Origin of the sequence: Microbulbifer hainanensis (assembly GCF_014904735.1) — a bacterium.
GTDB lineage: Bacteria > Pseudomonadota > Gammaproteobacteria > Pseudomonadales > Cellvibrionaceae > Microbulbifer > Microbulbifer hainanensis.
Genome location: NZ_JACZCR010000039.1, coordinates 32,659 through 54,958, shown reverse-complemented (window position 1 = coordinate 54,958; position 22,300 = coordinate 32,659). Strand labels below are relative to the sequence as shown.

At 56.9% G+C, this 22,300-nt stretch carries 16 protein-coding genes; 5 read left to right on the top strand and 11 right to left on the bottom strand.

Annotation, left to right across the window (positions count from 1 at the left end; genetic code table 11):
* The first annotated feature begins 53 nt into the window (after window positions 1–53).
* Entirely contained in the window at window positions 54–209 is a 156-nt protein-coding gene (locus IG168_RS15190; protein ID WP_193165267.1) for a hypothetical protein, read from the top strand.
* A 553-nt stretch (window positions 210–762) separates the two neighbouring features.
* Complete coding sequence (locus IG168_RS15185) at window positions 763–4,221, top strand: LamG-like jellyroll fold domain-containing protein (protein ID WP_193165266.1); 3,459 nt, start codon at window positions 763–765, stop codon at window positions 4,219–4,221.
* A 137-nt stretch (window positions 4,222–4,358) separates the two neighbouring features.
* On the opposite strand, the gene IG168_RS15180 is transcribed toward IG168_RS15185, so the two are convergent.
* From IG168_RS15180 to IG168_RS15155, 6 genes are all read right to left on the bottom strand, one after another.
* Window positions 4,359–5,030, bottom strand: a complete 672-nt coding sequence (locus tag IG168_RS15180) for a DUF6515 family protein (protein ID WP_193165265.1) — start codon at window positions 5,028–5,030, stop codon at window positions 4,359–4,361.
* A 139-nt stretch (window positions 5,031–5,169) separates the two neighbouring features.
* Window positions 5,170–6,894 carry a diguanylate cyclase gene (locus tag IG168_RS15175; protein ID WP_193165264.1) on the bottom strand — a complete coding sequence of 575 codons (1,725 nt, stop codon included), beginning with the start codon at window positions 6,892–6,894 and terminating at the stop codon, window positions 5,170–5,172.
* A gap of 209 nt (window positions 6,895–7,103) precedes the next feature.
* A complete protein-coding gene (locus tag IG168_RS15170) occupies window positions 7,104–8,657 on the bottom strand; it encodes an alpha-N-arabinofuranosidase (protein ID WP_193165263.1) in 1,554 nt (517 codons plus the stop codon).
* Window positions 8,658–8,966: 309 nt separating this feature from the next.
* Entirely contained in the window at window positions 8,967–10,823 is a 1,857-nt protein-coding gene (locus IG168_RS15165) for a family 43 glycosylhydrolase (protein WP_226877018.1), read from the bottom strand.
* Window positions 10,824–10,896: 73 nt separating this feature from the next.
* Window positions 10,897–11,877: a glycoside hydrolase family 43 protein gene (locus IG168_RS15160; RefSeq protein ID WP_193165262.1), complete on the bottom strand. Its 981-nt coding sequence runs from the start codon at window positions 11,875–11,877 to the stop codon at window positions 10,897–10,899.
* An 86-nt stretch (window positions 11,878–11,963) separates the two neighbouring features.
* Window positions 11,964–12,986: a glycoside hydrolase family 43 protein gene (locus tag IG168_RS15155; RefSeq protein ID WP_193165261.1), complete on the bottom strand. Its 1,023-nt coding sequence runs from the start codon at window positions 12,984–12,986 to the stop codon at window positions 11,964–11,966.
* A 196-nt stretch (window positions 12,987–13,182) separates the two neighbouring features.
* On the opposite strand from IG168_RS15155, the gene IG168_RS15150 reads away from it, so the two are divergent.
* Window positions 13,183–14,226 (top strand): arabinan endo-1,5-alpha-L-arabinosidase, encoded by a 1,044-nt coding sequence (locus IG168_RS15150; RefSeq protein ID WP_193165260.1) that lies wholly within the window; start codon window positions 13,183–13,185, stop codon window positions 14,224–14,226.
* Window positions 14,227–14,331: 105 nt separating this feature from the next.
* Window positions 14,332–16,725 (top strand): glycoside hydrolase family 127 protein, encoded by a 2,394-nt coding sequence (locus IG168_RS15145; RefSeq protein WP_193165259.1) that lies wholly within the window; start codon window positions 14,332–14,334, stop codon window positions 16,723–16,725.
* A gap of 158 nt (window positions 16,726–16,883) precedes the next feature.
* On the opposite strand, the gene tpx is transcribed toward IG168_RS15145, so the two are convergent.
* A complete protein-coding gene (gene tpx, locus IG168_RS15140; protein WP_193165258.1) occupies window positions 16,884–17,378 on the bottom strand; it encodes a thiol peroxidase in 495 nt (164 codons plus the stop codon).
* 284 nt (window positions 17,379–17,662) lie between these two features.
* Between tpx and IG168_RS15135 the strand changes: the two genes are divergently transcribed.
* Window positions 17,663–17,851 (top strand): DUF6805 domain-containing protein, encoded by a 189-nt coding sequence (locus IG168_RS15135; RefSeq protein ID WP_319024727.1) that lies wholly within the window; start codon window positions 17,663–17,665, stop codon window positions 17,849–17,851.
* 181 nt (window positions 17,852–18,032) lie between these two features.
* Here the strand turns inward: IG168_RS15135 and IG168_RS15130 are convergent, their stop codons facing one another.
* The 4 genes from IG168_RS15130 to ligB all read right to left on the bottom strand — a co-directional run bounded on the left by IG168_RS15130 (window position 18,033) and on the right by ligB (window position 22,213).
* On the bottom strand, window positions 18,033–18,590 hold the full coding sequence (locus IG168_RS15130; RefSeq protein ID WP_193165256.1) for a hypothetical protein: 558 nt from the start codon (window positions 18,588–18,590) through the stop codon (window positions 18,033–18,035).
* A complete protein-coding gene (locus IG168_RS15125; protein ID WP_193165255.1) occupies window positions 18,583–18,984 on the bottom strand; it encodes a hypothetical protein in 402 nt (133 codons plus the stop codon). Before IG168_RS15125 ends, IG168_RS15130 begins: the two co-directional genes overlap by 8 nt.
* 252 nt (window positions 18,985–19,236) lie before the next feature.
* Window positions 19,237–20,130 carry a GIY-YIG nuclease family protein gene (locus IG168_RS15120; protein ID WP_193165254.1) on the bottom strand — a complete coding sequence of 298 codons (894 nt, stop codon included), beginning with the start codon at window positions 20,128–20,130 and terminating at the stop codon, window positions 19,237–19,239.
* A gap of 328 nt (window positions 20,131–20,458) precedes the next feature.
* Window positions 20,459–22,213 carry an NAD-dependent DNA ligase LigB gene (ligB, locus tag IG168_RS15115; RefSeq protein ID WP_193165253.1) on the bottom strand — a complete coding sequence of 585 codons (1,755 nt, stop codon included), beginning with the start codon at window positions 22,211–22,213 and terminating at the stop codon, window positions 20,459–20,461.
* Between the last annotated feature and the right edge of the window lie 87 nt (window positions 22,214–22,300).

Genomic DNA, 22,300 nt, shown 5'->3' with positions numbered 1-22,300 from the left:
ACACAACTTCCGTCACGTGCAGATCGAATCCCTGCTCTGGGCGGAAGAGTGTGATGGCTGTTCAGACCACATTGGCGCTCTCTGAGCGCGAAGTCCTTATCGGTATCGGGGAAGGTGCCGGCAGCCTGACTGGCGGCTCGGGAGGAATATTGCGGAGTGCCGGCCGGCGCGGTCATCGCGGGCACAGCAGCAGCGTAGACGCGGAATAATCGCGGCTCTCTCATCGCCTGGTCCTCTCTCTTTCTTATTTTGGCGCGTATTTCGACCAAGGTCGACACGCGCTTCTCTTTTTACGGGTCTTGTATCGGCCCTGGCTCGCCTATTCGGCGGAGGATTGGGACAATCACAACCACATTTGTATTATGATTAAGGGATACTAGCCAGCAAAAATCGTCTAGTCAACGCCAAAAAGGCGCTTTTGTTATACTTTATGATCATTCTCGGTAGTATTCAGGGCGATTTTCGCGCCATACAATCACACGCCTCCAGGCGCCTCGATTCACACCACAGCCCGCCAAAACCTCGCAAATCCCGCCCTGTCCGGTTCCGTTAAGGGGAATTCAGCGGAATTTCGTGCGCCATTCTTATACTCCGAAGGTCAATAACATTATTGTATTACTATATTCTAATTGGCAAGATGGCTGTCCTCTCGCGCCGCCCAGGGCGCTGGCGGCAGTGGTGAATGTCGACGGACGCGTGGTTGGAAGCGCGGCGGGGAGTGGAAAAACACAAAAATAACGACCACGATGAGGGAAAATATCGATGCAAATACTCAGAATAATCAGCTACTTAGCGCTGATATTGAGCTGGAGCCTGCCACTCTATGGCTGCAAGGACTCGGGTAGCGACAGTCCACCCGCAGTGGACACCTCGACACTCACCGACGACAGCGCTAGCGCAAACGATGACCAACAGGGCGACCAGGACGGTGACAGCCAGGGAGAAAATGGCGACACCACACAGCCGGATCCTACCGCCGACGCCAGTGCCATCCACTACAACGACATGGCCGTCCACGATCCCTCCATTGTCCGGGATGAAGACGGCACCTTTTACGTGTTCGGTTCCCACCTGTCCGCGGCCAAATCCACCGATTTGATGACCTGGGTCCGCGTGGCCGAAGGCGTGAACGACGCCAACCCGCTGTTCAATACTTATGCCAGTGAGGTGTCTGAGGGCATCGACTGGGTCGGCGGTTATGAAGGTTCCTGGGCTCCCGACGTCATTCGACTGAACGACGGCCGCTATTACTTCTACTACGACCACTGCACCAATCCGGCTACCGGAGAGTGCGACGCGCCCCGCTCCTACCTCGGCGTAGCGGTCTCCGACAATATCGAAGGGCCCTATACGGATCTCGGTATCTTCCTGCGCTCAGACATGACTGACGAGGAAATCGCCGAGGGTTACGGTCCGGATGGCCTTGATCATTACGACGCTACTATCGATCCCAATGCCATCGACCCCAACGTCTTCTACGGTAAGGACGGCAACTTGTGGATGACCTACGGCTCCTATTCCGGCGGTATCTTCGTGCTGGCAATGGACGAAGCCACCGGCATGCCCAAGCCCGGCCAGGGTTACGGCACCCATGTGGCCGGCGGCAGCCACAGCGCGATCGAGGGCAGCTATATGCTCTACAGCCCCGATACGGACTACTACTACCTGTTCATGTCGTTCGGCGGCTTTGTCTCCACCGATGGCTACAACATCCGGGTGGCCCGCTCCCGCAATCCCGACGGACCCTTCCTGGATGCCGAGGGCAACGATATGGCCAATGTCCGCGGCAGCCTGGAAAGCATCGCCCCCTACGGGGTGAAGCTGATGGGCGGGTTTGAGCTGGATTCCGATCCCGGCGATCCGGTGCCGAGTCGCGGCTACCTGTCACCCGGACACAATTCTGCCTATTACGACCCGGATACCGGCAGGTACTTGCTGGTTGCCCATACGCGATTCCCCAACCGGGGCGAGGAACACGCAGTCCGTGTGCACGAGATGTTTATTAATGCGGACGACTGGCCGGTGGTGTCGCCGGAGCGCTACGCGCCCATAGAAGGCGACAATATCGTGGACGCCGGCGACCTGCTCGGCGATTACAAGTTCATCAACCACGGCAAGGATATCAACCGCACCGCCAAGCCAACCCTGTATATCACGCTCGGCGACAACGGGGCTGTCTCCGGCGAGGTCACCGGCCATTACCAATTGTTCGCGGACGATCCCAGTCGTATCGATCTGACCCTGAACATCGACGGTGCCAGCAATAGCTACCGCGGGATCATGCAGTGGCAGTGGAACGAGGGGGCGCGCGAGCTGGTACCAGTATTCACCGCACTCTCCGGCCAGGGCGAATCTATCTGGGGTGTGCGCATGGCTCTGCGCACGAGCAGCCAGGTTCTCTCCGACATCGCTGCCGACCTGCAGTTGCCTGATGTCGCCAAGGGCGGCGCGCTAACGCTGCCGGAGCGCGGTACCCGCGCGGCGGATATCAGCTGGAGCAGCAGCAATGACCTGGTAATCAATACCGATGGTCATGTCACCCGTCCCAATGTCGGCGATGGCGATGCCAGCACCACCCTGATCGCTACCATTGCGCTGGACGGTCAGCAACTGAGCCAGTCCTATACGGTACTGGTGCCCCAGCGGCTGCCCTATAACCGCTCAGCCTATTTCGCCTTTGACGATGACCTCAGCGAATCCCTGCACCGCTTTGCGCCGGGAACTCCCACCGGCGATCGACTCTGGAACGCCGGCAGTATCGCATTCACTGCAGGTCACGACGGCCAGGCGCTGGCCCTGGACGGCAGCAACGGCGTTCTTTTGCCGCCAGCCCTGATCGACAACAACGAATACACGGTTTCCTTCTGGGCCGATCCCGCCGCCCTGACCGCCTATACGCCGGCCTTTTTCGCGGCAGTGGATGAACAGGTCGATGCCGGGGGAATCCCCTACTCCAGCCGCTGGATCAGCTTCCAGCCACAGGCGTGGGACGGCAATACGATGCTCTGGAGCGGCAGCGAACAGTGGTTCGACGGCAGCGCCGGCGAACTGATCCCCGCCGATACCTGGACGCATATGGCATTTTCCGTCAAACAGGGACAGGTCAGTGTCTACCTCAACGGTGTACAGAAGTTTTCCGGTGGCACGCTGAGCGATTTCTTCAGCGGCAAAGAAGGCCGTTTTGCCCTAGGTGTGAATTACTGGGATACGCCCTTCCAGGGCATGATCGATGAGCTGAAGGTTTACGACAGCGCCCTCTCCGCCGAAGAGATTCAGAACCTGGACATAACCCCCAAGTCCAATGCTGAACTGCTCGCGTCTGCGGCCGACCTGCTGGATCTCGGCGATCTCAGTGCCGTGCGGGAAGACCTGCTCCTGCCTGCGAGCGGCGCCTACGCCAGTGCGATCAGCTGGACGTCTTCGCATCCGGCGATCATCAATGTCCACGGCGAAACGGGCGAGGTTACCCAGCCCGACGGCAGCGATGCCAGTGTCACCCTGACGGCGACCCTGTCTCTGGACGGTGAACAGGTCACGAAGACTTTCCCGGTGACCGTCAAACACCAGGGCCCGCCGGACGCCATCGCTGCATTCGGCTTCGAAGACAACCTCGGGGACAGTAGCGGACACTTCGCTACCGGTACCGTCGTAGGTGCCACCATCGACCAGAGTGGCGGCGCAGTAAGCTATACCGACGGAGTCGTGGGTAAAGCATTGGTGTTGAATGGCAGCAGTGGCGTACGCCTGCCCGACAATCTGATCAGCAACAATAACTACAGCTTCACCCTGTGGCTGAACCCATCCGCGCTGAACGCCTATACCACGAGCTTTTTCGGCTGGGCTACCAGCGACAGCTGGATCAGCGTATTGCCGAACGGCTTCGGTGCGGACACCATGCTGTGGTCCGGCAGCGACCTGGGCACCGGTTGGTATGACGGCCACACCAACGTGCAGATAGCGATCGATACCTGGAGTCAGCTGGCGGTAGCCGTCAGCAATGGCGAGGCGAAGGTCTACATCAATGGCCAGCTGAAATTCAGCGGCAGCAATTTCCCCGATGTATTTTCACCGGTGGCCTCGACGCACTTTGCGCTGGGGGTCAATTACTGGGATACCCCGTACCAGGGAATGGTGGATGAATTAAAGATTTACGGTGAAGCCATTTCTGCCGACGACATTGTCGCACTCTATGAGGAAGAACTGCTCGGCACTGCGCCCTAAATTGTCAAAATCAACGGACTAAACTCAAAGGCCCGGGCACCTATCTGTGCCCGGGTCTCACACAGTAGTTGTCACTTCCCCATCTCTCACCGCATCAACAACTCGACTCGTTCAACTGCACCGCCCGAGACGGGCTGCTAGTAATAGCGCATGCAGCGCGCGTACTCATCCCGGTAGCTGCCCGGCTCACGGCGGTAGGGACCGACCTTGGCACGGCGCGATTGATCCGTGGCGATACGGCGGCAGGTGGAACGGAGCTCGCGGTAACTTTCGCCAGAAATATCGTCTCGGTAACGGTAGCGACCGTAATAACCTTCGTAGTAATCAGTGCGGTAGCGTCCATAGTAGCCGCCGCGGTTCCCCGGCGCGGGGAGCGGGTAGACCTGGCGTATTTCCGGAGGCGGCGGTGCTGGAGTCGGAGCCGGAACCCGAATCGGGGGTGAAAGCGAGGACAGTCTCTGCGGCGCTGTATAGTAATCGCGCCAGCCGTAGGGCGGAGTTACGACCGTGAAGTCGTCGCCGTCGGGCTCGTAAACGAAGAAGGTGCCTCTATTAGTGACATAGTAGCGCTCACCGCCCATGGTGAAGGTACCGCTGCTACCGGGAACATTAGGCACTCGCGCGCCCAGTGGAGAATCCACGCGCACAAATCCCCTTCCGCTTGGCCGGTAGAAGGAACCCACCCAGTAGTAATAGGTTTGGCCACCTATAAGAATTTGTGAGGCGCCGCTGGGCAGGGACCTCACCCGATCCTGGGCGAACGCGAATGCGGCCGCCAAGCTGAACAGCACTGCAATGGCATAGCGCATAGCGTCATACCCTCTGTTGCAAACTACTGACTGTAAGTCTACTCAGCGGCTGGGGCATTCCCCAATTGCGGACATGGGTTTGGCCGTTTAACACTGCAGGCTATGATGCTACGACATATTCAAAGCAATAGTTTCGAAATCATTCCACCGGGCTATGCACGCCCACCAGACCCTCAATCCGGGCCGATCTCAGGGGAGGATTCGAACGGACGAATACGCGGTTGCGCCCGTCCTGCTTGGCACAATACAGAGCCCTGTCTGCCGCTTCCAACAACTGGACCGGTGCGTCGAAATTATCCTGCTCGAAACTGGCCACACCGATACTGATCGTCAGTGAGCTACCGTTGATATCCAATTCGGCGACCTTTTTTACCAGCCGTTCGGCGACTACTGTGGCTTCACTAGTGCTGGTACGTGGCAGTAGTATCGCAAACTCCTCACCACCGTAACGGCAGGCTAGCACCGGCTTGCGCGAGTACTTGCCGATCAGTTGGCCGATTGTACGAATGGCAAGATCGCCGCGGCGGTGACCGAAGCGGTCATTGATCGCTTTGAAGTGATCCAGGTCCAGCATCAGCAGTGACAGCGCAGTACCGGAGCGACTGGCGAAATGAAATTCCCGGGGAAATTGTTCATCGAAGAAACGGCGGTTATACAGGAGCGACAACTCGTCGGTGTAACCCCGTTTACGGATCTCGTTGACCCGCGCACCCAGTGCAAGTGACAACAACACCATCTCGATCAGTGCCGCCACCTGAAAGGCATTGTGGGTAAAGCCGTTATGCGGCAGTAAACCAAATGTCTTGAAGACGTAGACAATGACGCTACTGAGAAGCGTGATCCAGCCCACCATAAAATAGCGCGCAGAAATTGAACCACGCATCAGGCTGATCGCTCCCATCACCATTAATACCACGCAGCTCATCAGGGCAAAAATCGTGAAGGTCGTTATCATCAGCCGATAGCTGAAAAATGGGGCGGCGAAGGTCAGGGGAATCATCGTGAACAGCAACAGGCGTGCGAACTTGTCCGTGCGCGGTGCCAGTTGCCTGCCGGCACAGATCTCGCGACCGAACTGGATGCCAAATATCAAAGTGACACCGAGTAGCACCACCAGGAATTCATTGGCAATCCAGGGCTGCCGGGGCAATACCAGCTGGAAGGAAACGCCATTCAGTGCGCCGAAATAAAGCCCATAGCTGAGCACGTAGCCCATATAGAAAATATAGGCACGGTCGCGTACGGCCAAGAACAGGAACAGGTTATAAATCACCAGGACCAAAAAGCCGCCGTAATAGATACCCAACAGCAGCTGCTCCATTTCCAGATGCGGCAGGTAGGCACTTTCGCTGCTGACTGACAGACCGATGTTTATCGCTCCCTGGCTGGCAAAGCGCAGGTAATAGGTACGCTGACTGTGCGGGGGCAGCGTCAGTGGAAAGATGAAATCCCGCAGAGCAAGTGGGCGGGAGGCGAAGGGGCGCCGGTCGCCGGTAGCGATGTGTTGCCAGTTGCCACCATCGCCCTGCTCCCAGAAATCCAGGTAATCGATAAGCGGGTAGTCTTGCTTGATGAGCAACGCGAGGGAACGGTCTGAGGGGTTGCGCAGCGTAAACGCCACCCAGTATGCAGAGCGGCTGTAGCCGAAGTTGGCCGAAGGTTGCGTCCAGGGCCGCAGCTGGTCAGCGTGCTCGGGAGACTGGATCTGCGAGAAAGTCAGCTCGCCCCCGTTGTCCTCCAGCAGGGACAAATGGGAGGTCAGTGACGTGATTGGCTGGCCGGGCACCACTTCCAGCACGGCCGCAGAGGCACTTCCGGCGAACCAGAAGACCAGTACTCCAAAGAGTAAGCGGGCCAGTTTCATCCCTAAAAACCTGATTCAGCGTTTTTGTTTTTGATTCGAGCCAGGCATCCATGCAGTGCTCAATACTTATCGATGGTATCACAGAGCGGGACCGAGAAAAGCGAATGCTGAATTTCTTTGCATTACACATTTAAGATGACTTTTATGCCACGAATGACCCACCGCCTTTGCAGCGCGCTCCCGTGAGCGCGCATTCAGGATGGCTGTATTCACCTAAGGCTGACAACCAGTACCGACTTTGCCGGAATATCGAGATTCAGGGTTCCGTTATCCGCACTGGCGGTATAGCGAATCGGTTTCACGGCCTGCGGTTTGTCGAAGGTATTGCGCGCATCCATGGCGGTGGCGGTCAGTATCTGCCCGGTCGCAGCCGTAATTTCCGCTCCCTTTACGTTCACGGCAACCTGTCGCGCTTCCCGCGGGTTCAGGTTCACCAGCGAGAGATACAGGTGGCCGTCTTTTCCCCGCGCCGCTGAGGCACTGATGCCCGGCACGCTGGTTTTACCCAGCTGGTAGCTGTGGGCGTTTTCCAGCTCTAACGGCAGAGAAGCCGCATCCTGGAAGACCTGGTACAGGTCGTAGACATAGTAAGTCGGTGTCAGGACCATTTTTTCCTTGTCAGTCAGGATCATCGCCTGCAGTACATTCACCATCTGCGCGATGTTGGTCATCCGCACTCGATCCGCGTGGCGCTGGAAGATATTGAAATTGAGCGCAGCCACCACTGCATCCCGCAGCGTATTCTGCTGGTACAGGAAGCCGGGCTCCCGGCCAGGTTCCGGGTTGTACCAGGTGCCCCATTCGTCGACGTAGAAGCCGAGTTTTTTCTCCGGATCGTTCCTGTCCAACACCTTTTCATTGCTGCGGATGAACTCGTCCATACGCAGGGTTTGCCACAGCGTAGAGATCCACTGCTCTTCCCCGAACCCTGTCGACGCCCCTTTGTCACCCCACTCGCCGGTGGGCAGCGTGTAGAAATGGAAGCTGATGCCGTCCATGTTCTGCTTGATCTGGTCACTCAGTACGTCGGTCCAGCGCGTATCGTCACCGGTACCGCCACTGGCAACCATTTTGGGACGCGCGCCGGGTGGTGTTTTCAGGAAGGTGGAAAAGTGCCGGTAGAGGTCGGCATAGTAGCCCGGCCGCATATTGCCACCGCAGCCCCAGGCCTCGTTCCCAACACCGAAATAGGCGACCTTCCAGGGCTTGTCGCGGCCGTTCTTGCGGCGCTCCTCCACCACGGATGACTTGCTGTCACCGGTCATGTATTCCAGCCATTCGGCCATTTCCCGCGGCGTGCCGGTACCCAGGTTTCCATTGATATAGGCATCGGCACCCAGCAACTCCACCAGATCGAAAAATTCGTGGGTGCCGAAGGCATTGTCCTCGGCCACGCCGCCCCAGTGCGTATTGACGCGCACTGGGCGCTGCTCTCGCGGGCCGATACCATCTCGCCAGTGATACTCGTCGGCAAAACAGCCACCGGGCCAGCGCACCAGTGGAACGTGAATGGCTTTCAACGCCTCGACAACATCGGTGCGGAATCCGCGGACATTTTCGATCTTGGAGTCCTTGCCGACCCAGATACCGCCGTAGATTCCGCGCCCCAGGTGCTCGGCAAACTGACCGTAAATATCGCGATTGATCGTAGCCCCGGGATGAGTACTGTCGATATCGATCCTGGTGACGCTATCGTCGGCTATCGCCGGTAGTGACAGGCAGCACGCCACTGCCGCGATCCATTTGTTTACACGTATCCGCATGGTTTTCTCTCTTTATTATCCATTGACTGAAACTGCAGGCACTCACGCCTCAATTGTTGTTTGGTTCCCCCCTCCTCTTTTATTTTTCCAATAAAAACCGGATACCGTTGTGTGATTGACCAGTCCGGTGTCCAGCTTGAAATCCGAATTTTTCCGGACGCAAACCCCAGATATAAAAAAGGGTGGACTACATCAGAGATGCATCCACCCAAGCCCGATAAACAAGCGTGCTACTACAAAACGTTTTCGGCGGATGGCCGACAATCCCCGTGAGAGTAATCCTGTAGTCAAGGATCTCACGGGCTGGGGTCAGGTGGCGGGCACTTCGCGAACCTGGAATTTCTGGCAGTCATTGCCTTCCCAGGGCGCCTGGGCAATGCCGGTACCCTCGGCGAGCCCACAGTGCGCCAGATCCAGGTTCAACTGGCTTTCGCGATTGACGATTTTCAGGCTGCCGTCGCTCAGCGGCTGCAGTCGCCACTGGCTGCTGGGAGAATCACAGCTGCCGAGCGTGGCCGCGGCACCGGGAACGATTGCGCCCTGTGCGATCGTCATGCACTGGCCATCAGTGCGCAGTTGCAGGAACCCCTCTTCCGCACCGCTGAATTGCCAGCGCTGGCAGCTGTCGCCGCGCCAGGCACCCAGGCTGATTCCGGCGGCGCCACAACCCTGCACTCCCCGTCCGCTCTGCACACTGGCAATAGCCACGGCCGCTGCCGGTTGCAGGCGCCACTGGCCGCAGGCATCGCCGCTGCAGTTTTCACTACTCAGCGGTTGGCCGGTCTGCTTGTTCAGCAGGGCTACCCAGCCGGTCTTCTCGTCCTGCTGTACCTGCCAGCGCTGCGCCTGGGTATTGGTCCAGGGCGCCAGCTCGTTTTCTGCGCCGAGAAATTCTCCGGTCTCCACGTGTGCCAGGCGATAGGCACCGTCCGCGGTGTTGTCGAGTACCCACTGGGCGCTGCTGTCGTCACAGTTGCCCAGGGTCGAACCGGCCAGGCACTGGCCAGCGCTGTTGACCAGTTGCCAGTGGGCGCCCTGCACTTCAGTCATCAGCGGGCCGTTTTCACCCGATGGCAGTTTCTGTGGCTGACCTTCAGGCACCGGCTCTCCGAAGTTCGGTGTGCCGTCCGCGTTCCAGGTAAATTTCTGTGCGCGCACAGAGCGGGTCGCGCTGCAGCCATCGGTCTCTTTCGAATTGCCGTGGTAGACAATCCAGTCTTCGCTGCCGTCGGGCGAGGTAAAGAAACCGTTGTGGCCGGGCCCGAAAACGCCGTTACCGCGCTGGAAGACCGGCTCCGGGGTCTTGGTCCAGTCGTCCGGGTTCATCGGATCGTCGCCGGTCAATTCTTTCATCGCCAGTTTGTAGTCCGGCGTATCGCAGAAGCTGGCGGAGTAGATCAGGAACGTACGGCCATCTTTTTCCAGAATTTCCGGCCCCTCGTTAACCTTGCGTCCGCTTTGCTCCCACTTGGCTTCCGGCCGAGTCAGTACTACCCGCGGGCCCTCAATGGTCCAGGGGTTGGACATTTTCGAAATCCAGTTGAGCTGTTCATCGCCTACCCATTCCGACCAGAGCAGATACAGCTGGCCGTTGTGCTCCAGATAGGAACCATCGATATTCCAACTGTCGGGCATCGGTGAGCCCTTGTAGACATAGGGCCCCATAGGATCGTCACCGGCGCTCTCCAGCACAGACAAATGCTGGTGATCCAGGGTGCCGTGCTGGCCGGAGGTATACATCAGGTACCAGCGCAGGCCATTCGGACCATTCAGGTGGTGAAATTCAAACGCCCAGAAATTGCAGCAACGCTCCGGATCCGTCGCCGACCAGACGTTAACCGGCGCCGCCGTGGCCAGCCCATCCAGTGTCGGCGACTTGCGCATGACAAGCTGCGACGTCCAGGTGGTCGTGGTCAGGTAATAGTTACCGTCGTAAAACTCAAGCCACGGATCGGCACCGTTGCTGAACAACGGGTTGGTAAACATCCCGTGAGGGACTTTGCCTTCGACCGCCGCCGCTGTGGACGGTACTTGAACCTGATTGTCTGCGGCCGCTTTATCGGAATTTTTACTACTGTCCGCTGGCGGCTGGCATCCCGCCAGTGCCGCCAGTGCCAACGCGGCGAGCATTTGGCCCGGCTTGAATCTTTTGGAAAAAGGTTTCATCTGCTACTTACCTGCATTCCTATCTGTTCAAAAAGGCGGAAGTCCGCGCTAACGGCAGCGGCCCCCGACCATATCAATTGGCTGCGGTTTCCCTAGACACACCCGACTGCACCGGATCCACGCCTTCGGAAGTCATCACTATCCGCTGGATAGTGCCGTCCGGGTTGTAGTGCAGGTCATCGATGCACACGGAGCGCCGGAAGCTACCCCCCTGCGGCGTGCCGCCGTTGTGATAAATGAAAAAGGAGCGGTCTTTGAATTCGATGATCGACTGGTGATTGGTATTCGAGTTACCCGCCAGCTCGTTGAGGATTCCCTTGTACTCCCAGGGCCCGTCGATGGATTTACTCATCGCATAGGCAGTTTTTTCCGGGAAGCCCATGGAATATGTCAGGTAGTAGTAATCGCCGTGCTTGTGCACATAGATGGCTTCGGTGAAATTCGGCAGGTCGAGACTATGGATGGGGCCATCCAGTTCAACCATATTGTCTTTCAGCTTCGCGTAGCGCGGCTTGGTGTTTCCCCAGAACAGGTAGGCCTGGCCGTCTTCATCGATAAACACTGCCGGATCCAGGTCGTCCCAGTCGATCTCGGTATCCGTGGTCATATCATTGCTGATGAGGGCCTTGCCCAGGGCATCCTTGAACGGACCGGTGGGGCTGTCGGATACCGCCACGCCGATGGCAAAACCATTGATATCCCGGTGACGAACAGTGACATACCAGTAGTACTTGCCGTTTTTCTTTACCACATGACCGGCCCAGGCATCACTCTTGGCCCACTTGAAATCCTTGACCGCTAGCGGGGAACCCTCGTTTTTCCAGTGCACCATGTCCTGGGAGGAAAACACCAGCCACTTGTTCATTCTGTAGAAATCTTTGTTGTCCTTGGCTTCGTCGTGCCCGGTGTAGAGGTATACCGTATCGCCATCGACCAGCGCCGCCGGATCAGCGGTGAGTGTGTCGGTAATTGCCGGATTGGACGCCTGGGCCAGTAGCGGCAACATCGCGGACATTGCCAGGACGGCCAGCGCGCTTTTTCTCACTGTCTTCATCGCAACAAAACCTTTTACTTATTTATCTATTTTTCTGAAACCAACTGCTCGCCAACAAAGGGTACCGCGCTCTCAAGCGGCCGCGGTCAGTCCCCTTCACCCTGGCGAAAATCCGGCATTCCGTTTTTATCCCAGTGCAGCACGCGCACCCGGGTAGCGCGGTTGGGGTCGCGCAGCGGGTTGCCCTCGATATCCCGGTAATCCCGCGCGTGGTACACCATCAGATCGGTGACACCATCTTCGGCCAGGGTAAAACTGTTGTGTCCCGGGCCGAACCGCTCCACCGCGGGATTGGTGTAAAAAACCGGTTTGGGTGACTTATGCCACGTTTTCGGATCCATCAGATCCGCATCGGCGTCGGCCCACAGCAGCCCCATGGCATAGTGGCTGTCGGTGGCGCTGGCTGAGTAAGTGACAAAGATGCGGCCGTTCCTCTCGAGTACCGCAGGCCCTTCATTGACCTTGAAGCCAATGGTTTCCCAATCCAGCTCCGGCTTGCTCAGCATCACTACCGGCTTACGGATTTGCGTAGGGGGTTTCATCTCCGCCATCAGCAGCGCCGAGTTGTAGGTGCCTCCGGCATCGGACTGCGCCCACAGCAGGTATTGCTTGCCGTTGTGAAAAAAGGTGGTCGCATCCAGCGAGAAAGTATCCAGTGGCGTCGCGATACGCCCCAACTCCTCCCACTGGCCGTCTAAGGGGTTGTCGGCAGTATTGCGCAGGACGTACATGCGGAGATGGAAAGGGTCGCCGGCTTCGCCGGCAGCGAAATAGATATACCAGGCACCGTCGATCCGGTGCAGCTCCGGCGCCCAGATATTGCGGCTCATGGGCCCGCTGGCGTGTTTGCTCCAGATGACGTCCGCCGGCGCACTGGCCAGGCCATTGATGGTGGTGGAACGGCGCAGTTCGATACGGTCGTATTCCGGTACCGTGGCAATAAAGTAGTAATAGCCATCCCAGCGGAGCACCCAGGGATCGGCCCGTTGCGGCACCAGCGGATTGTGATATTCGGCGGCCACCACACTGGTCGCCCCCAGCCAGAGCAGGCAGGCACCGAGCAGGTAGCGGATGGTGTGCATCCGTGGCCTTGAGCGGAAATTCGTCATCGCTGCAGTTATTCTTTTATTGCTTGGCAGCATTGGTTGCTGCATTCGAAACGATATTATTATAATACTAATAGAGCCTCAACCCCGGAATACTCCGGGGCCGGTCGTCCCGATGCAACCCGGCGTGAATTAAACTCGCCCACCGAAATCAATAACAGCATCGGCAGCAATGCAGCGATATAAGAAGAGAGAGCCTATGTCCCGCTTCGCCTCCCCCCTGACCCGCGCGAGCATTTTGTTCACGCTGTTACTCAGCGCCTGCACCCAGGCCGATGCCGGCGCGAAAGTGCCACAAGTCAGCATCCACGACCCGGTCATGGCCCGCGAAGGCAAGGACTACTACCTGTTCAGCACCGGGCCCGGTATCACCATCTACCGCTCAAAAGATCGCCTGCACTGGCACCGCGCCGGCCGCGCCTTCGCCACCGAGCCGACCTGGGCAAAAAACGTCGCCCCGGAATTCAATGGCCACCTGTGGGCGCCGGACGTGATCGAGCGCGATGGCCGCTACTATCTCTATTATTCGGTCTCCGCCTTCGGTAAAAATACCTCGGCCATTGGCGTCACCATCAATGACACCCTGGATCCGCAATCACCGGACTACCAGTGGCGTGACCAGGGCATCGTCGTAGAGTCGGTGCCGAACCGGGACAACTGGAACGCGATCGATCCCAATATCGTACTGGACGACCAGAGCACCGCCTGGATGAGCTTCGGCTCCTTCTGGGGTGGCCTGAAGCTGGTCAAGCTGGACGACAGCTGGACAAAGCTTGCGGTGCCGCAAGAGTGGCACACCATCGCCCGCGCCGAACGCCCGCCGTTTACCCCGGACGACAAGCCCGGTCCCGCGGAACTGGAAGGCCCGTTCATCTTCAAGAAAAACGGTTACTACTACCTGTTTATCTCCCGCGGCCTCTGCTGTCGCGGCGACGACAGCACCTACCGGCTCGCGGTCGGTCGCGCGAAAAAAGTGACCGGCCCCTATCTTGACAAATCCGGCAAGGATCTCGCCAATGGCGGCGGCACCCCGCTGATCGCCGGCAACAAGCGCTGGCCCGGTCTCGGCCACAACGGCGTCTACACTTTTGACGGTAAGGATTACCTCGTCCTGCACGCTTACGAACACGCGGACAACGGACTGCAGAAACTGAAGATCCTCGACCTTAAATGGGACAAGGATTTATGGCCGGTAGTGGATCCGGCGCAGCTGGACAGCTACCAGAGCCAGCTGCTGGATTAACAGCTCCACCGCCCCCTTCTCTCCCAGGCCCCTCTTCCGGACCCCTCTTCCAGGCCCGGGAGAGGGAACCGCGCACCGTCACAGTATTTCTGCAGGTACCGCCCCATGAAAAAAATAATCTCTGCCCTCGCCCTGTCCTCCTTCGCCAGCCTCACCGCGACCACATCCATCGCCGCAGCGCCGGAACAACCGGCACAAGCTTTCCCGCTTGCCGACGTACGCCTACTGGACAGCCCGTTCAAGCACGCCCAGGACACCAATATCGCTTATATCCTGTCCATGGAGCCGGATCGGCTACTGGCGCCGTTCCTGCGCGAAGCCGGCCTCAAACCAAAAGCAGAGAGCTACGAAAACTGGGAAAACACCGGCCTCGACGGCCATATCGGCGGCCACTATCTCTCCGCACTCAGTCTTGCTTACGCCGCCAGCGGTGATCAGGCAGTGCTTGACCGTCTGCACTATATGCTCGGTGAATTGCAGCGCGCACAGAAGGCCAACGGCGACGGCTATATCGGTGGCATTCCCGGCGGCGCCAAGATGTGGCAGCAGATCACCGCCGGCGAAATCAGCGCAGACCTGTTCACGCTGAACCAGAAATGGGTACCGCTCTACAACATCCACAAGCTGTTCGCCGGGCTGCGCGACGCCTACCGCTATACCGGCAGCGAGCAGGCGAAAGCCATGCTGGTGCAGCTTTCCGACTGGGGGGTACGCCTGGTCGGTAAGCTCAGCGACGCGCAGGTACAGGACATACTGCGCAGCGAGCACGGCGGCCTGAACGAGGTCTACGCCGATGTGGCGGAAATCACCGGCGACGACAAATACCTTCAGGTCGCCCGCCGCCTGTCCCACAAGGTCATCCTGCAGCCGCTGGAAAAACATCAGGACAAACTGACTGGCATGCACGCCAATACTCAGATCCCCAAGGTGATCGGCTACGAGCGCGTCGGTGAGCTCACCGGCGATAAAACCTGGCGGGACGCCGCGGAATATTTTTGGAGCGAAGTGGTAGAGCACCGCACCGTCGCCATTGGCGGCAACAGCGTGCGCGAGCACTTCCACAGCCGCAAAGACTTCTCCCCGATGATCGAGGACGTGGAGGGGCCGGAAACCTGCAACACCTACAATATGCTCAAGCTCACGCGGCTGCTGTACCTGGCCCATCCGGATACGCGCTATGTGCGCTATTACGAGCGCGCCCTATACAACCATATTCTTTCATCGCAAAACCCGGACACCGGTGGCCTGGTCTATTTCACGCCGATGCGCCCGCAACACTATCGCGTCTACTCGCAGCCGCAGAAGGCCATGTGGTGCTGCGTCGGCTCCGGGATAGAGAACCACAGCAAATACGGCACGATGATTTACGCCCACCGCAGTGACGACCTGTTCGTGAACCTGTTTATTCCCTCCACCCTCAAGTGGAAGGAAAAAAGCCTGACCCTGACCCAACGCAACCGCATTCCCGACAATGAGTCCACCAGCATCACTCTGGACCGCGATGCAAACTTTACCCTGCAGCTGCGGTACCCCAGCTGGGTGGCGGAGGGTGCACTGGCAATCCGTATCAATGGCAAGCCCTACCAGTTTTACGGCAAGCCCGGCAGCTACATCGCGATCAAGCGCCACTGGAGCGCCGGCGACCGCATTGATGTGGCACTGCCGATGCATCCGGAAATGGAGCAGATGCCGGACGGTTCCGACTACTTCGCGCTGCTCTATGGCCCGGTGGTACTGGCGGCAAAGACGCAGCCCTTTACCGAGGAAAAACTCAACTTTTTCGCAGACGCCAGCCGCATGGGCCATATCCCCAGCAGTCAAATGTGCCCGCTGGACCAATCGCCGGTATTCGTCAGCGAGGATCACGATTTCCTACAGCGCCTCAAGCGCCTGCCCGGCGACCAGCTGCACTTCGCCGCACCGAAGGAACTGCGGACCAGCAGCCACAACAAAGCCCACGACAACCTGGAACTGATTCCCTTCTTCCGCCTGCACGAATCCCGCTACATGGTCTACTGGCCGGTGGAAACGCCTGAACAGCTTGCGCAACGCAAGCAGCAATACGCCAAGGCGGACGCCGCGCGCCTGGCACTGGCGGCTCAGACTGTCGACTCGATCTCCCCCGGCGAACAACAACCGGAAGCGGACCACTTCTTCGCCGGCGAGCAAACCGAAGCGGGCATTCACAACGGCCGCCACTGGCGTCACAGCAAAGACTGGTTCAGCTATCAGCTCAAGGATCCCAAGCACGAGGCGAAGACGCTGCGGATTACCTATTACGGGCTGGATGCGGGGCGGAACTTCGAGATTCTGCTGAACGGGGTCAAGCTGGCAGATGTGGCGCTGAAAGGCGACAAGGGGGATCAATTCTTCAGTGTGGATTACCCGCTGACACCACAGATTCAGAACCGTAAAGCGCCGCAGCTGAAACTGCGTTTCAGGGCCGCATCCGGTTCCATTGCCGGTGGCATCTACGGTATTCGCTTATTGCGGGATTGAGATGCGATTTTCGCCCGGGACTTCCCGCCCCCGGACACTTGATCATTGCCCTGGGGCGGGTGCGGTTGCGGCCCGCACAGCCGCTCTGGCCCGGACAAATGGATCGAGCGCCGCACCGGCCGGGTAGCGCGCCCGCACTCCGCCCTGGAAGAGATCAGTTACAACGCTGCCAGTGCCGCGGCGTAATCCGGCTCTTCGGCGGTTTCGCTCACCTGCTCGCGGTACAGCACTTTGCCATCGGTATCCACCACCACAACCGAGCGCGACAGCAGGCCAGTCAGCGGACCGGAAGAAAAAGTCACACCGTATTGCTCACCAAAATCGGAACGAAAACAGGAACCGCTCAACACATTGTCAATGCCTTCGGCACCGCAGAATCGTGCCAGTGCGAATGGCAAATCGGCAGAGACATTGAGCACGACAACATTATCCATGTCCCCGGCACGCTGATTGAACTCACGCACCGAGGCTGAACAAGTCGGCGTGTCCACCGAGGGAAAGATATTGAGCACCAGGCGCTGACCGCGAAAATCAGCGATATTTTTTTCAGACAGGTCGGTCATCGTTACGCTGGCGTCGGGAGCGATAGTGCCAACTGCGGGCAACTCACCGACGGTAGTAATGGGATTCCCTTTAAGGGTGACAGTCGCCATATTCATTTCCTTACTGATAGGCTGGAGTGGTTTAGGCGATTGTATGTCATTGGGTATGAGCCTCAAAACCCCGGCATCAAATTCACCTTGCGCCGGCCGAATTCAGGCTCGCCGACATCGAGTGCCGGCAAAGCAATAGATTCCGATCTCGCTTTCGACACGAGCGTTACGCCGTGTTTCACCTATAGCACTTGAAACATCGGCTTGCACTTAGAAACCGGCTATCCCGTGCGCAGCCAGCCTGTTCCGCAACGCGTTGACTTCCGAATGCTCCAGACTTCGAGATTCTGCTGAACGGCGTCAAGCTGGCAGATGTGGCGCTGAAAGGCGACAAGGGAGATGAATTCTATAGCGTCGACTACCCGCTACCCGAGGTACTGTTGGAACGCGAGAGCGACAAGTTGGAGCTGCGGTTTGAGGCGGGGCCGGAATCTCTGGCCGGGGGGATTTATGGGGTGCGGTTGTTGCGGTAGCGCAACCGTAGCCCCCAATTCCTTATATAGATTCTTGGTCTATTTAGGACCCTACTCTCTGGGCAGTACATTTGATGTTACCCGCGTAACGTCTACAAAACGGGCTAGAGTAGAAACTCGAAGCGCTGGAATGGACTTCCCACCCGAGGGGGCTTGCGTGACTCTGATTGTTATTAGTATTTTACCGAGATTCTGGTTCTTTATTTGTTGGTGCTTTGGCAACTATGGCTGGATCGATTTTTTGCTCAACGGTCATCGCCGCTTCCAGCGCCGTCATATCGTTTACCTGCTGCTGATTTATTGCACAAATTGTTTTATTTGCCTCCTCTTTCCCTGAAGCTACGCCAGTTCCATCTTTACCGACTATCCCACTAGCTTCAGGTAACGGTTTTCGATCCTTCATCGTTTGAGCAGCAGTTGCAATCAAGTTAAGCAGAACATCTTGGCTAGTCCTTGGATCAGCACTTAACTCATATGCGCTGTCGCTAGCGGAAATTTGAAATGGATGACCATCTTCCAAATCTTGATCCTTGCTAGACCGAAAACCTAAAAGATAGCTTGCGAAACCAGCCAAAGTTCCTGGTATAAATAACAGAGATCCAGCTAAGAGCTTATCTTCTGAAATATACCAAGCTCCCCAAACTATCAGGGTTGCCGCAATTAATAGTGACCCTAGTGTAAATATAGCGCTTTTAGCCGGTTTAAATTCAGCAGCAATACGATGATTTGGCTCATACATTGCTTTTGCTCACAAGCCCGGCGAGGCTAGATAGGGCATTGTTACTCAATGTGATTCGACCTTTTGCATCTCGTTGAGGAACATACCAAGGAGCATTTGAGTAATACCAATCTGTTCTGCAATTAAAAAGCTTGATAGCAGAAAGTGCACTTGCACCATAAACGAAGTATGAATCATTACTAATATAACAATTAATAAGATTTACATTCTCAGCATTGGCCACATGAAGCTTACAGTTATCGAACCTACATTCCTCAAACGTGTAGCCATCCAGGTAAACTTCTTTTTCTGAAAACCAAAGGCCATTTACTTTTTTAGGCTCTAGCGCATTACTTAGCGCATAAGAGAACAATTTATTTTTATATTCTGGAGGCGGTGGAGGCACATTACTCATAAAATACTCTCGTTAATTTTTCAGCGCCATAATTTATCAGTCACAATCCTAAACCCAAGGGCGACTCTCTTCCCTTTACGCTGTAATCCATTTCTCAAAATGGGACTTCGGCATTATCAATGCTGCTGTTCTTGATCCATAATAAAACGCCCATCTTTTCCGGCGGAATATTTAAATCTTCTCCTACCATGCGAACCACGTCATTCTAGAAAAGCACTCTAGCATCTTTTACACTTCAAGCTTATGGGCTTGTTACGATTCTCTGCGGCCAACAAAACTACTGAATGCTAAACCCAATACGCTGACTGCAATCGTTATCATCAGACCAATAAACCACTTATTTAAGTCGTATATTTGAGCAATCTCCGACCTCGTTTGCGCCAAGTCTGATTTAAACGCTTCGCGAGCATTATCGAGGTCTTTTCTCAAAATTGGGACCGCTAAAGCTTTCGTTGGGTCGGCCGTTAGCGCCGACTCCAGAGCAGACAGCTTACCATCAACTGTCACAATCTTTTCGTTGATTTGAATAGCTTCGGAAGCCCATGCACTATCTTTTGGAAGCCGCGCAATTGTTCCGAGTTCTGTTTCAATGCGCTTTATTTCGGTTCTAGCTTGCGCGACAGCTTGATTATTTCTTTCTAGCTCTGACTCAAGCAAAACAATTCGTTCCGAAAGCTCTTTTCTGGATAACTCCCTATCTCCACCAAAGAAAACCGAAAACAACATGGAAAAAGCAATCCCGATTGCAATGGTTGCAGAAGTACCAGCAACAATAGTAGATAATCTTCGTGTTGCGTCTACCCTCTTTGCTGCCTCATAACTTCTCTTAACTTCCTTAAGTCGAGCCTGATTAATCGTTGGCTTATGCTTTGCAATTAGCTCCCTCTCTACAAGTCGTGCTTCCATCGATGAATCTGTCTCCCAGAAATAGATATATATCGACGAAAGATCCTTGATATATCTTGCTATGATCCCGGAATCGACGTGTTGGAGAATACGTGCGCGGATGTTCTCGGATATGCCAATATATAGTGGCACAAACTCGTCATTATCCCCTTCTGCAATTATGTAAACCCCATTCACTGATGGGATGGATTCATCTTCTGGGCCAACTGGCCCGGCAAATTCTCTTCCGCACAGCTCCACGAGACTTCCTTTTTATTCATGACAGTTATATCGTGTTCTTCATGGCTGATATCCCCTTAAAATATATTCAAGGTGATAATTGAGGTCAGAATGTCCGCAATTCCTCATCCAGTCAAGTTCTCCAGCTCGTTTACATGGTTACGTAGGTTCTTTAAAACAGTCCAGAAGACGAATATCCCAGAAATCTCTGAAATAGATAACTTATTGATATCTGTATGATTTCCTATATCTTTTGGTCGCACATAAAAATAACGGCCCCCGGGGCCGAAATTACAGGCTGAAACTGTTTAACTTTCTCCACAGTGCCTCAACAACACAAGGCGATTAGTTAAAAGCCGGCGATCCCCTGCGCAGCCAGTTTATTGCGCAGCTGCTGAACGTCCGGATACTGCAGGAAAGCCACAATCGCCTTTGCACGCCCCACGCCAATACCTGGTAACTGTTGCCAATCATCCAATGTGCGAGCGGACAGACTGGCAAAATCTTCGCCGCGCCAGAAGCCCACATCCAGGCGATTCGCTGCCGGCATGCCCAGTGCGACCATCCACTCACGGAAACTGCGCGTGCGGGCTTCGCGGAAATTTCGCTTCAGTGTCTGTGCCCGCGACAGGCCAATACTAGTAATTTGCGTCAGCGCCGCATCAGGCAGGTCAAGCCAGGCCAGCAGGTCTGGCAACAGTTTCGCATCCTCAAGCGCCTGCCAACTGCCCTCCCCCATGCCGTGAAACCCCAGCTTCTTCCCCAGCCATTCAGCCCGAGCCAAGAACTGGTCTTCGCACTGGGTTGTCGGGTGCCAGCAGGTGAGCGGTGTGTAATTATCCGGGTCGGGAACTTGCAGTGGTGCGCGCTGGCTGGCCTGTAGTATTACGTCGACGATTTTCGGAACTGTCTGCCCGGCCAGGGCAATGCGCAGCTGGTCGCCGGGGCGGATATCCCATTCCCGCCACTGCGCGAAGGAACCGCTGCTGACTCGGCGGATTTCACGGTCGTCCAGTTCTGTTGGAGCTATCTCCACTACCGGTACTATCTTGCCCGTGCGACCCACCGGAAATTGCACGTCCACTACCTGTGCCAGCGCAGTTTGCGCGGGGTACTTCCAGGCCACGGCCCAGTCCGGCGGTCTGGGGTGCCAGCGTGCAGCATCCGGTCTGCGGCTCTGCTTGAGCACGATGCCGTCGGTGGCGAATGGCTGGGGCGTGCGATACCAGGTCTCGCGCCAATGCTTGACGTCCTCCATCGACGCGACAGGGTGAGCAAAGGGGGAAGTGTCGTACCCCAGGGCTTTGAGGCTGTCGATACGGGCCGCCAGGGTTGCCGGCCCGCGCGGCCACTCCCAGACAAAGATGCCGAGGGACTGCGCCTGCTCTGCCGTCAATGCCTTCGAGGCCATGGCACCGCTGGCGAGGCCCCGCCCATTGTCGCTGCCGTCCGCCTGAATGTGGGCATCGAATCGCCAGTAAACCTCACCCTGCAGCATCAGCTCCGCGCGTTGATCGGGAATCTCGCCGAGGATGGCGGGCATACGGCGTGCGTGTGCAGTCCAGTCCTGGCCGCGGGTGCCGTCGCCACGGCTGATCAACCGTGCTAGCTTGCCGTGCCGGTAGACCAGCGTCACCGCCACGCCATCCACCTTAGGCTGAATCCAGACGTCGCTGCGCCCTTTCAGCCAGTCGGCCACGGCGGCGGCGGAATGCAGTTTTCTCAGTCCGGTGTGCACTACCGGATGTGCAACCGTCTGCACGCCATTTACATTCGGTTTTGCTGCCGCTCGGGCTAACTGCGGAAAGCACAGATTCCACAGCGCAAGCGTCGCCCGCGCCTTGTCGTAGACGGCGTCATCGACCAGGGACTTGTGCTCGAGGTAAAAGGCTTTGTCCCACTGCACTACCTTGTCGTGCAGCTGGCTGATTTCAGCCCGCGCGCGGCCTACCGGCCATTGCGGACACGACGGTTCCCCGTAGGCGCTGCACGCCAGTAATAGAAATAGCCAAGTGCCGATTTGCGCCCAAATACGGCCGCAAAAATACGGAGGGCTGAGAAAGAGAAGGAATGGAAGACTGAATCGCGGATGGGATAGCGCCATAACCCGGCCTCCTTGCCGATGGTCGCCGCCTGAGTGGCAGTGGATTTCCGGCCAACCGGCTTACACGCCGATTGGCTTTGACACGGG